This window comes from Asanoa sp. NPDC050611 (genome assembly GCF_040654855.1).
Classification (GTDB): Bacteria; Actinomycetota; Actinomycetes; order Mycobacteriales; family Micromonosporaceae; genus Asanoa.
The window spans coordinates 1-11,176 of sequence record NZ_JBFAIU010000259.1 but is presented as its reverse complement, the minus strand read 5'-3'; the positions used below and the strand labels follow the sequence as shown (position 1 = coordinate 11,176).

Here is an 11,176-nt window from a genome sequence, read left to right as displayed (position 1 = left end):
GGCCGTTCTCCGTTGTCCTCTTCGACGAGATCGAGAAGGCCCACACGGAGTGTCCAGCTCCGAACTCCCGGCACGGCACCGCGGCGGCGTGTCCAGCTCCGAACTCCCGGCACGGCACCGCGGCGGCGTGTCCAGCTCCGAACTCCCGGCACGGCACCGCGGCGGCGTGTCTAGCTCCGGACCGCGGGCCGGTCCGCAGGCTCGGCCTGGCCCGCCGTGACCAGCAGCGCCGTCAGCATCGCGGCCTCTTCCCGCGTGCCGCTGATCTCGGTGTCGATGAGCCGGCGGAACGCCGGGTCGACCTGTTCCCCCTCCGTGATCGCCTGGTCGATCTCGAGCAACGCGTTGCGCATCGCGACCCGGGACGCATGCACCTCCGACATCGCGGTATTCAGGTGCCCGACCGCCGGAATCGGGAGGACGCGTGGTTGACGCACGGCTTGTGCGTTGAGCGGGCCGTCGTTGTGTGAGGCTGCGGAACGAAGACGGAGCGGGCGCCGCCAGCTCCGGAGAAGGCGAGGGCATTTGCTGGACATGTCGGCTCCTCGGCCGGGTTGGACATGTGGCGGCCGCTCCGACACCACCGGAGCAGCCGCTCTGTCTTTGTACTCCTTTCCGGCGCGCCATAACGCTCGCGTGACCGGCCGGTCTTCGGGCAACTGCAAAGGGCGCTTGCGGAAGACTCGCGCTCCGTAACCCTTGACGGAACGTAACGTGGCGTGCGCCCGATATGAGCCGATAAAGTGGCCGCACAGCTGCCGCACAGGGTGATCCACCTCACACCGATGCTGAGAGCGGTTTCTCTGCGTGACCGACCGAAGCCGGGATATGCGCAGTTGATATCGCCAATGTGACACTTCAGGTATCCACCGGCCGACGTTACGTTGAACGCGTGTCAAAACAGCGCCCGAAACCGCTGGACGAGTGGGACTTCCGGGCGTTCATCGCGCTCGCCGAGGAGCGGTCCTACGAGGACGCCGCCCGGCGCATGGCCGGGTTCCACGGCGGTTACAGCCGCCAATCCGTCCAGCACCGGATCGCCAAGATTGAGAGCTGTGTCGGCGAGTCGCTGGTACGCCGCAATGTCGACCGCCGATACCTGCTGACCGACGCCGGTGAGCGGGTCCTGCAGATCGCCCGGCAGGTGGTCGCGCTGCACGAGCGGATGGGCTCCGCCTCCGCCCGGCCGACGGTCTGGACCCTCGCCTGCGGGCCGCACCACACCCAGTTCGTCGCGCTCGCGGAGGACCGGCTGCGCGCGACCGAGGGCGGCGACAAGCTGCGGGTCGAATACCTCTCGCAACCCAACCGGGCCGAGCACCAGTTCTTCGGCGACCCCGTCGACCGCCTGCTGCGCAACGAGTTCCACCTGATCATCGGCCCGCCCGTGCGCCGGCCCGGCCTGCGCTCGACCCGGCTCTACGAGGCCCGCCTCGAAGCCATGATCGACCGCGACTTCCCCGACGACCGGCTCTCCCTGCACGAGCTGGTCAACGACTACGAGGCGTTCCTCCAGCCCCGCGACGTGCGGGCCAGGCGCGTGCTCGAGGACGCGATCGCGGCGGCCGGCATTCCCGACCCGGACCCGGCGAGCCGCGTGGCGATGGAGACCTACGAGACGGCCACGAGCGTGATCCGCCTGCGCACGCAGCGCCACCGCCCGGGCCGCGACCGGGGCCGGATCCTTGTCGTGCCGTCCGACGTCGCACTCCCGTACAAGGACGGCATGGTGTTCGGCGGCGGCGGCGCCGACCGGTTCAAGTGGGTGCCGATCCACGACGGCTCCACCCCGCTGCGCATGGACATCTGCGTGACCATCCGCGACGTGCACCAGGCGGCGCTGCGCCCGGTGATCGAGGCGCTCCGCGCCGGGGTGCTGCAACTCGACCGCGGCCGCCACCGGATCTCCGGCGCACCGCTCACATCCGCCACACCGATACCGACCCAACGCTCCTAGATCCATTGACCCGGAGCCCGGGGTAGCCTCCCGGCATGACCACCACCGGGGGCCGGGTGCACCGGATCTACAGCGTCGTGGTGTTCATCGTCCTGGCGTCGCTCGACAACGTCGCGGTGGGCCTGGTGCCGCCGCTCTACGGCCCGATCTCGGACTCGTTCGACGTGCCGCTGGGCCTGGTCGGCACCGTGACCGCGACGTCGTTCCTGGTCAGCGCCGCCGCCTCGGTCGCCTGGGCCTACTACGGCGACCGCGGCAACCGCAAGCCGCTGCTGATGATCGGCACGCTGCTCTGGGCGGCCGGCATGACGGGCAGCGCGGTCGCCGGCACGTACCTGCTGTTCTTCGTCTCCCAGGTGGCCGCCGCGGTCGGCCTCGGCGCGGTCAGCTCGGTCGGCTTCTCGGTGGTCAGCGACCTGATCAAGCCAAAACGCCGGGGGCTGGTGATGAGCCTGTGGGGCCTGTCCCAGGGCATCGGCACGTTCGCGGGCACCCTGCTGGGCGGTGTACTGGGCGCGGCCGACTGGCGACGCCCGTTCCTGATCCTCAGCGCGGTCGGCCTGGTAGCCACGGTCGCCTACTTCTTCACCTACGACATCCGCCGCGGCCAGAGCGACCCGGAACTGGCCCGCGCGATCGCCGAGGGCCACGAGTACGACTACCGGATCAGCCGCAAGAACCTCCCGGCGATCGCCCACCGCCGCACGAACGTCTGGCTGATCCTGCAGGGCCTGCCCGCCCAGATCGCCTTCGGCTCGCTGGTCTGGCTGCCGGTCCTGTTCCGGGAACGCGCGATCGCCCAGGGCTACGACAACGACACCGCGATCGTCGTGGGCAGCGTCTTCGCGACGATGTTCCAACTGGGCGGTGCGTTGTCGATTTTCGGCGGCCTGATCGGCGACAAGCTGCAACGCCGCACCCCCCGCGGCCGAGCGTTGGTCGCCAGCGTGGGCATCCTCGCCGCCGTACCCCTCTACCTGGTCCTGTTCTTCCTACCGTTCAAGATCGACGTCCCACCGAACGCCGGCGCCGGCGCGGTCCTGGGCGCGGCGGTGACGAGCGTCGTCACGGAGCCGACGGTCACCCTGACCCTGCTGATCGCGATCGTCGCCCTGGCCCTGACCTCGGCCAACTCCCCGAACTGGTACGCCCTGATCGCGGACATCAACCCCCCGGAGTACCGCGGCACGGTCTACAGCCTGGGCAACCTCACCAACGGCGTGGGCCGAGCGGCCGGCAACGGCCTGATCCCGGTCGCGTTCGCGGTGATGGCCTCGACCTACGCGTCACCGCTGAACTACTCGGTCGGCCTGGCCGCGTTCCAGCTCTTCTTCATCCCCACCGGCATCATGTACTGGCTCGCCTCGCGCACGTCCCCCCGCGACATCACCGCGCTGCACGAGCTCCTCCAGAAACGCGCCGAAGTCACCGCCCGCACCCCCATCGACGACACCCACGACCAGATGCGTCGATAGATCAAAAGCAACATGGCTCGGGCCCGCGCCGGTCGCGACCGTCGCTCCCGCCAGACACCGCTTCGCTGCCAGGCCCGCACCGGGTCACGCTCACCCCAAAACCCGACCGGACACCACCGAAACGTGCTCTGGATTGCGTGTCTCCGGTCTGCCTCCGTCCCCGATCGGTGCCAGATCCTCGGCTCTCGGCCGGAGTCAAGGGTGGCCGCGCAGCCGACGCGAAGCGCCCTTGACGCCGACCGAGAGACGTGGAGACTCGGGCAGCGGGGGAAAGGCGTGCTCAGGACAACCGAGCCCACACGGTGACGTCCGTAGGAACCGACCGACCATTCACCGGCTCGCTGGAAAGCAGCACCTCAGCGCCCTCCGGAAGCTCGGCGGCCGCCGAGCCGAAGTTGGTCAGGACGAGCAGGTCTCCGTTGCTGAAGGCCACCACGTCGTCCGGACCGCCGACCCAGGCCAGCTCCCCGGCACCCAGCCCCAGCTCCCGCCGCAGCCGCAACGCCGACACGTACAGCGAGTACGTGGACCCCGGCACCCCCACCTGCCGATCGAGCGCCAGCTCACCGAACACCGCCGGCTGCGGAAGCCAACTGCGATCGGAGGGCCCGAAGCCGTACGAAGGCGCGTCCGCCTCCCACGGAACAGGCACCCGGCACCCGTCCCGCCCGACCGAAGCACCGTGGGTCCGAAACCAGGTCGGATCCTGCCGGCTCGAGTCCGGCAGCGTCGTGTGCTCGGGCAGCCCGAGCTCCTCACCCTGGTAGAGGTAGGCCGACCCGGGCAACGCCAACATCAGCAACGTCGCCGCCCGCGCCCGGCGCAACCCCAACCCCGCATCCGGCTGCTTGTCGCCGGCGCCGATCCCGTTCGGCCGCGGCGTGCCCACCGGCAGCCCGAGCCGGGACGCGTGCCGGATCACGTCATGGTTCGACAGCACCCAGGTCGTGGGCGCGCCGACCGCCGCACTGGCCGCGAGAGACCGGGAGATCACCGACCGCTGAGCGGCGGCCGTCCACGATGCCTCGAGGTACTCGAAGTTGAACGCCTGGTGCATCTCGTCCGGCCGCACGTAGGCAGCCAGCCGCTCCGCCGGCTGCACCCATGCCTCGGCGACCAGGATCCGCTCGCCCTCGTAGCCGTCAAGGATCTTGCGCCACCGCCGGTAGATCTCGTGCACGCCGTCCTGGTCCCACATCGGCGGCCGCGGCCCGCCTTCGGTGCCCTCGGAGGTCAGCGGCACCATCGGCAGATGCCAGTCGGCCAGGTCGGCCTGCTTGACCAGCCCGTGCGCGACGTCGACCCGGAAGCCGTCGACGCCCCGGTCCAGCCAGAACCGCAGGATGTCCTCGAACTCCGCCCGCACCTCCGGGTTGTCCCAGTTGAGGTCCGGCTGGCCGGCGTCGAACAGGTGCAGGTACCACTGCCCGTCCGGCAGCTGCGACCACGCGTCGCCGCCGAACACGCTCTGCCAGCTGTTCGGGGGCGAGCCGTCGGCCCGACCGTCCCGGAACACGTAGCGGTCCCGCTCCCGGCTGCCCGGCGCCGCGGCCAGCGCGGCCTGGAACCACGGGTGCTGCGCCGACGTGTGGTTGGGCACGAGGTCGACGATGACCCGAAGACCCAGCGAGTGCGCCGAGGCGATCAGCTTGTCGGCGTCGGCCAGGCGGCCGAAGATCGGATCGACGTCGCGGTAGTCAGCCACGTCGTAGCCCGCGTCCGCCTGCGGCGACGGATAGAACGGCGACAGCCAGACGGCGTCGACGCCCAGCGCGGCCAGGTGGCCGAGCCGGCTGATGATGCCCGGCAGGTCACCGATGCCGTCGCCGTCGGAGTCGGCGAACGACCGCGGGTAGACCTGGTAGATGACGGCGTCGCGCCACCACTTCACGGCGTGCTCCCAACGCAGAGGACGGCAAAGGACCTAGTGTGCCCGCGGTGCCGCGGTCGAATCACGTACGACCAGCCTGGTGGGCAGCACCACGAAGCGGTCACCATAGCCGTTCACGTTGCCGCCCAGCGGGCCGAGGAGGGTTTCCGCGGCGATCCGGCCCTGCGCGGCCGCCGGCTGGGCGATCGTCGTGAGCCCCACCACACCTGAGACGTCGTGGTCGTCGACGCCGATCACGCTGACGTCGTCGGGCACCCGCAGGCCCGCGGAGCGCAGCGTGGCGATCGCGCCCATGGCCATCTCGTCCGACGCCGCGAAGATCGCCGTGGGCGGCTCGCCGCGGCGGAGCAGCTCCGCGGTCGCCCGGCTGCCACCGGCAATCGTGAAGGTGGCCTCGACGTCCAGCGCCGGGTCCGGCTCGATGCCGTGTGCCCGCAGCCGCTGCTGGTAGCCGCGCCGGCGGTCCAGGTGGGTGGAGATGGCCAGCTCGTCGGTCGGGTCGCCGGAGATGTGCGCGATCCGCCGGTGGCCCAAGGCGAGCAGGTGGTCGGTGGCGAGACAGGCCGTCTCGACGTCGTCGATCCGCACGCTCGGCCAGCCCGGCACCCGCGTCCCGGCGCTGACCGTCACCCCGGGCAGGGCCAGCCCGGTCACCGCCGCGAAGTCCTGCCCGGCCAGCGGCGTCGCGACCAGCATCAGCGCGTCCACCCGCTTGTGCAGCGTGCTGGTGTAGAGCAGCCGCTGCCGGGCGTGCTCACTGCCACCGAGGTTGAACAGCAGCAGGTCGTAGCCGGCCCGGTGCAGCCGCTCCTCGGCCGCCTCGACGACGGTGCTGAAGAACCACGGCGTGATCCTGGGTACGACCACCGCCACCGCCCGGGTCTTGCCACCGGCCAGCCGGGAGGCGCTGGGCGACGCGATGTAGCCGAGCTGGGCGGCCGCCTCCAGCACCCGCTCCCGGGTCGTCTGCGAGACCGTCGGCAGGCCGCGCAGCGCCCGGGACACGGTGGCGGTGGAGACGCCCGCCAGCCGGGCCACGTCGTCGATCCTCGTCATGGTCCGTCACCTCGCGCGCGGAAGGACGGTCGCCGGCAAGAATCAGCCCTTGACGCTGCCTGTCAGCAGTCCTCGCACGAAGTACCGCTGCAGGGACAGGAAGACGATCAGCGGGATGACGATCGACACGAACGCGCCGGCGGTCAACCGTTGCCACTCGCCGCCTCTGGTGCCGGCCAGCTCCGCCAGCCGGACCGTCAGCGGCGCGGTCTCCCGCCCACCACCCGCGAAGATCAACGCGACCAGCAGGTCGTTCCAGACCCAGAGGAACTGGAAGATCGCCAGCGACGCGAGCGCCGGGGTGATCAGCGGCAGCACGACGCTCCGGAAGATCTTCGAGTGGCCCGCGCCGTCGACCCGGGCCGCCTCCATCAGCTCGCCCGGCAGCTGCGAGATGAAGTTGTGCAGCAGGAACACCGCGAACGGCAGCGCGAAGCAGGTGTGCGCGAACCAGACCTGGATGAACTTGCCCTCGTTGTCGAGGTCCCACGGCGGCAGCAGCGTGATGCCGCCGAGCGAGATGCCGCGGGAGAAGAAGCTCAGCAGCGGGACGAGCGCCATCTGCAGCGGCACGATCTGCAGCGCGAAGACCGCGATGTAGAGCCAGTCCCGGCCGCGGAAGTTGATCCAGGACAGCGCGTACGCGGCCAGCGCGGCGAACGCGATCGGGAACAGCACCGACGGGATCGTGATGACCAGCGAGTTCACGAAGTAGTTGGCGAGCTGCCCGGAGGACGACGACCGTCCGAAGAGGACCTCGTTGTAGTTCTCGAAGGTCAGCTGCGGGTTGCTGAAGAACGTCCACCAGCCGGTCGTCTTGATCTCGTCCTCCGGCCGGAACGACGAGAGCAGCAGGCCGAAGGTCGGCACCGTCCACACCAGCGCGATGATGATCGAGACGATCGTCGCGGTGCGGCTGTTGAGCCGCTTGCGCACCCGTCCGGCGGCGGTGCGGGGCATCGGCTCCGCGGTCGCCTCACCGGCGAGCACGGGGGTGGTCGTGGTCATGTTCAGCCCTCCCGCTGGCGACGGAGGTTGCGGATCTGGAAGATGACGATCGGGATGACCAGGATGAACAGGAACACGGCGAGCGCGGAGCCCTGCCCGGCCTGCTGATAACGGAAGGCCTGGTTGTACATCTCGAGCGCGACGACGTTGGTGTCGAAGTTGCCGTTGGTCATCGTCCGGACGATGTCGAAGATCTTCATCGTGCCGATCGAGATCGTGACCACCACGACGATCAGCGCGGGCCGGATGCTCGGCAGCGTGACCCGCCAGAACATCTGCCAGGGCGTCACGCCGTCGAGCCGGGCGGCCTCGACGATGTCGGAGGGGATCGCCTTGATGGCCGCCGAGAGGATGACCATCGCGAAGCCGGCCTGGATCCAGACCATCACGACGATCAGCAGGAACGTGTTGAGCGGGCCCTCGTTGAGCCACTGCCGCGGCTCGCCGCCCACCGACGTCCAGAGCCAGTTGAGGAGACCGATCTGGTCGCCTTCGCCGCGGTACGCGTACACGAAGCGCCAGATGATGCCCGCGCCGACGAACGAGATCGCCATCGGCAGGAAGATCAGTGACTTGGCGATCGCCTCGAACCGGGCCCGGTCGACCATCACCGCGTAGAGCAGGCCGACCGATGTGGCCAGCAGTGGGACCAGCACGACCCAGCCCGCGGTGTTGAGCAGCACGCGGATGATGTCGTTCTCCCGGAAGATCCAACCGTAGTTGTCCAGGCCGACGAACGACTCGCTGTTGCCGTTGAACAGCGACAGGATGATCGTGCGGATCGCGGGGATGACGAGGCCGATGAGCAGCAGCAGGAGGGCTGGCAGCAGGAAGGCGAGGCCGAGCAGGCCCTCACGGTGCTTGCGGACCCGCCGGCCGACCCGCTGACCGGCGGGCGCGTCGGACGAGCTGAGCGAGGCGGCGACCAGGGCGGCCTCGCGGCGCCGGGCGAAGTAGTTGGGCACGACGTCGAGCAGGAGCAGCAGTCCGCCGACCACCACCACGAACCCGATCACGCCGTACAGCAACATCGTCAGCTTCGGCGCGAAGTCTTCGAACTCCATCCGCCCTCCAGGATGCGAGCGTTGTGCGTTGTAGGGGGTTGAACCGAGAAGGTGGCCGGCCCTCGCGGGCCGGCCACCGTCATCGGATTACTTGGGCCAGGAGCCCTCGATCTGGTTGAGCACCTCGCTGGTGCTCTTGCCGTTGATCCAGTCGACCATGCCCTTCCAGAACGTGCCGGCGCCGACGGCGGCGGGCATCAGGTCGGAGCCGTCGAACCGGAACACCGCGCTCTGGTCCTGGAGGATCTCCACGGCCAGCTTGTCGATCGGGTTCTCGACGTTGGCGATGTCGAGCTTCTTGTTGGCCGAGACCCAGTTGCCGAGCTTGGCGCGGCTGTTGGCGGCCTCGCCCGAAGCCAGGTAGGTCTGGACCTTCTGGACCTCGGGACGGTCGGCGAACGCGACGGTGAACTCGCCACCGCCGAGCACCGGCTTGCCCTTGGCCGGGTCGACCGGCGGCAGGTAGAAGGCGAACGCGTCGCCGTCCTCGGCCACCTTCGTGCCCTCGGGCCACTGGTTGGCGTAGAAGGAGGCCATCCGGTACATCGCGCACTTGTCTTCCAGGATCGGCGTGCCCGCCTCCTGGAACGAGGTCGTCGTGATGCTCTTGACGCCGCCGAAGCCGCCGTTGACGTACTTCTCGTCCTTCAGGATCTTGCCGACGCGGTCGACCGCCGACGCGACCTTCGGGTCGTTGAACGGGATGCTGTGCTCGACCCACTGGTCGTAGACGTCGGCGCCCGCGTCGCGGAGCATGACGTCCTCGATCCAGTCGGTGGCCGGCCAGCCGGTGGCGTCACCGGACTCGATGCCCGCGCACCAGGGCTTGATGCCGGCGCCCGCGATGGTGTCGCTGAGCTGCATCATCTCGTCCCAGGTGGTCGGGACCTTCCAGCCCTTCTCGGCGAAGAGCTTCGGCGAGTACCAGACGAAGGACTTGACGTTGGAGCCCATCGGCGCGCCGTAGAACTTGCCGCCGACCGTGGCGTAGTCGAGCCACTCCTTGGCGTAGTTGCCCTCCGCCATGGTCTTCGTGTCGGCCGAGGCCTCCTTGAGCTTGCCGGCGTCGGCGAAGCGCTTCAGCAGGCCGGGCTGCGGGATGAACGCGATGTCGGGGGCGTTGCCGCCGTCGACCCGCACCGGCAGCTGCGCCTCGAACTCGCCGCTGCCCTCGTATTTGATGGTGATGCCGGTGCAGTCCTCGAACTTTTTCCAGGACTCCTCGAGGAGGTCGGCCTCGGCGTCACGGATGGATGCGTAAATGGAAACGGTGGTGCCGTCGTTGCCGGTGTAGGCGTCGTAGGCGGCGCAGTCGCCGGAGCTGGCGCTGCCGCTGTCGCCACCGTCATCGCTGCTGCACGCAGCGGCGCTGAGGGCCAGCGCCAGGGTGGTGGCGAGCACGAGGGCTTGGCGAGGTCTGGAAGAGACCGCCATGCCGTCCTCCTTCCTTGCCGGACGATCGCGGGCGGGCTGCCCGGTGCCGGTGTCGATTGTGGGCGTGTTCACATGCAAGCGCTTGCACGGAGGTCCGTCCAGATCGTGGAAGGCACGACGATGTAACAATCGAGAAACCTACAGAGAGAAATACACCGTTCTCACCTCGACAAATACGGCATGCCCGTCTGGAAACGCTCCAGGCGGGCATTTAGCCGGTCGATATTGACAACGGACAGGAGCTAGAGAGTCTCACCGCCGGGACGCAGGGCCACGGTGAACGGAGTCTCGGAGTGCCGACCGCCCGCGCTCGACGGCGGCGGGGCCGCGAACTCCTCCTCGGTCATCGCCTTGAGACCGCTGAACGCCATGCCGATCAGGGCCGCCGAGGTGATGAGAACGATGGGTACGAGCAGTTGCATCGGGTTGACGCCCTGGACGTGGTGGATGCCCGACTCGTGCAGGCGTACCTGGATCGCGGCCATTCCGGTGTAATGCATCCCGCACACCGCCAGCGCCATCACCAGCGAGGCGACGGCGATCCGGCTCCAGCTGCCGACGGTGACGGTGAACCAGAGGGCGACCGTCGCGGCCACCACCGCGACGCCGATGGACGCGAACACCAGCCGCGGGTTGTAGCTGATGACGCCGTAGACCCGCATCGCGAGCATGCCGGTGTAGTGCATGCCGACCACGCCCAGGCCGGTCAGCAGGCCGCCGCCGAGCACGCGGAGCACGCGGCGCCGGCCGAAGCCGACGATGAACAACCCGCCACCCACGGTGACCACCGACAGGGCGAGGCTCGCCATGGTCAGGTAGGGATCGAAGCGCAGCGGACTGGCCGGCACGGCGAACCCGAGGATCGCCATGAAGTGCATCAGCCAGATGCCGGCGCCACCGATCGCGATCGAGGCGAGCACGAGCCAGCGCGCCCGGCGGGCCCGCTGCCGGGTCGCCCGCGCCCGCGCGGTGCAGACCAGGCCGAGCAGCGAGCCGATGAACGACAGCAGGAAGGCAGCCACCGGGTTGAAGGCGCCATGTGCGAAGTGATGAATCTCGGCCACCCGGTCATCCCCGCACGCGCCGCCCGAAAATTGACGCACAGAGTGTCCGGCTAATCACGCGCAGCCGAACATCTGCCGGTCATGGCAAACGCCGCCGGGGCCGGCACCGCGGTCCAGCTGACCTGGACCCTGGTGCCGACCCCGGTGGGATCGGAGGGATTTGGGGTGTGGTGCCACCCCGCCCGCGGGCCACCATCGGCGGGAGGAAGCGGTGGGCGAGTTCGAGC

Annotated in this window: 9 protein-coding genes; 2 read left to right on the top strand and 7 right to left on the bottom strand. The window is 69.4% G+C overall.

Annotated elements, in window-relative coordinates; genetic code table 11:
* Positions 1 to 170: 170 nt before the first annotated feature.
* A complete protein-coding gene (locus AB0H87_RS30280; RefSeq protein WP_360153124.1) occupies positions 171 to 383 on the bottom strand; it encodes a hypothetical protein in 213 nt (70 codons plus the stop codon).
* Between the two features lie 509 nt (positions 384 to 892).
* Between AB0H87_RS30280 and AB0H87_RS30275 the strand changes: the two genes are divergently transcribed.
* Complete coding sequence (locus AB0H87_RS30275; protein ID WP_360153121.1) at positions 893 to 1,957, top strand: LysR family transcriptional regulator; 1,065 nt, start codon at positions 893 to 895, stop codon at positions 1,955 to 1,957.
* Between the two features lie 35 nt (positions 1,958 to 1,992).
* On the top strand, positions 1,993 to 3,432 hold the full coding sequence (locus AB0H87_RS30270; RefSeq protein WP_360153118.1) for an MFS transporter: 1,440 nt from the start codon (positions 1,993 to 1,995) through the stop codon (positions 3,430 to 3,432).
* A gap of 280 nt (positions 3,433 to 3,712) precedes the next feature.
* Here AB0H87_RS30270 and AB0H87_RS30265 read toward each other — a convergent pair whose 3' ends face one another.
* The 6 genes from AB0H87_RS30265 to AB0H87_RS30240 all read right to left on the bottom strand — a co-directional run bounded on the left by AB0H87_RS30265 (position 3,713) and on the right by AB0H87_RS30240 (position 10,949).
* Positions 3,713 to 5,323, bottom strand: a complete 1,611-nt coding sequence (locus AB0H87_RS30265) for a glycoside hydrolase family 13 protein (RefSeq protein WP_360153115.1) — start codon at positions 5,321 to 5,323, stop codon at positions 3,713 to 3,715.
* A 33-nt stretch (positions 5,324 to 5,356) separates the two neighbouring features.
* The gene (locus AB0H87_RS30260; RefSeq protein ID WP_360153112.1) at positions 5,357 to 6,379 is read right to left on the bottom strand and encodes a LacI family DNA-binding transcriptional regulator; all 1,023 of its coding nucleotides are present in this window, start codon (positions 6,377 to 6,379) and stop codon (positions 5,357 to 5,359) included.
* A gap of 42 nt (positions 6,380 to 6,421) precedes the next feature.
* Positions 6,422 to 7,387, bottom strand: coding sequence for a carbohydrate ABC transporter permease (locus AB0H87_RS30255; protein WP_360153109.1), 966 nt, complete (start codon positions 7,385 to 7,387; stop codon positions 6,422 to 6,424).
* Between the two features lie 2 nt (positions 7,388 to 7,389).
* On the bottom strand, positions 7,390 to 8,451 hold the full coding sequence (locus AB0H87_RS30250) for a sugar ABC transporter permease (protein ID WP_360153106.1): 1,062 nt from the start codon (positions 8,449 to 8,451) through the stop codon (positions 7,390 to 7,392).
* An 87-nt stretch (positions 8,452 to 8,538) separates the two neighbouring features.
* A complete protein-coding gene (locus AB0H87_RS30245) occupies positions 8,539 to 9,885 on the bottom strand; it encodes an ABC transporter substrate-binding protein (protein ID WP_360153103.1) in 1,347 nt (448 codons plus the stop codon).
* A gap of 242 nt (positions 9,886 to 10,127) precedes the next feature.
* The gene (locus AB0H87_RS30240; protein WP_360153100.1) at positions 10,128 to 10,949 is read right to left on the bottom strand and encodes an MHYT domain-containing protein; all 822 of its coding nucleotides are present in this window, start codon (positions 10,947 to 10,949) and stop codon (positions 10,128 to 10,130) included.
* Between the last annotated feature and the right edge of the window lie 227 nt (positions 10,950 to 11,176).

Excerpts from the sequence above, each read along its gene's own strand:
- AB0H87_RS30280 (WP_360153124.1), bottom strand. The coding sequence starts at position 383 with ATGTCGGAGGTGCATGCGTCCCGGGTCGCGATGCGCAACGCGTTGCTC.
- AB0H87_RS30270 (WP_360153118.1), top strand. The coding sequence starts at position 1,993 with ATGACCACCACCGGGGGCCGGGTGCACCGGATCTACAGCGTCGTGGTG.
- AB0H87_RS30260 (WP_360153112.1), bottom strand. The coding sequence starts at position 6,379 with ATGACGAGGATCGACGACGTGGCCCGGCTGGCGGGCGTCTCCACCGCC.
- AB0H87_RS30255 (WP_360153109.1), bottom strand. The coding sequence starts at position 7,387 with ATGACCACGACCACCCCCGTGCTCGCCGGTGAGGCGACCGCGGAGCCG.
- AB0H87_RS30250 (WP_360153106.1), bottom strand. The coding sequence starts at position 8,451 with ATGGAGTTCGAAGACTTCGCGCCGAAGCTGACGATGTTGCTGTACGGC.
- AB0H87_RS30245 (WP_360153103.1), bottom strand. The coding sequence starts at position 9,885 with ATGGCGGTCTCTTCCAGACCTCGCCAAGCCCTCGTGCTCGCCACCACC.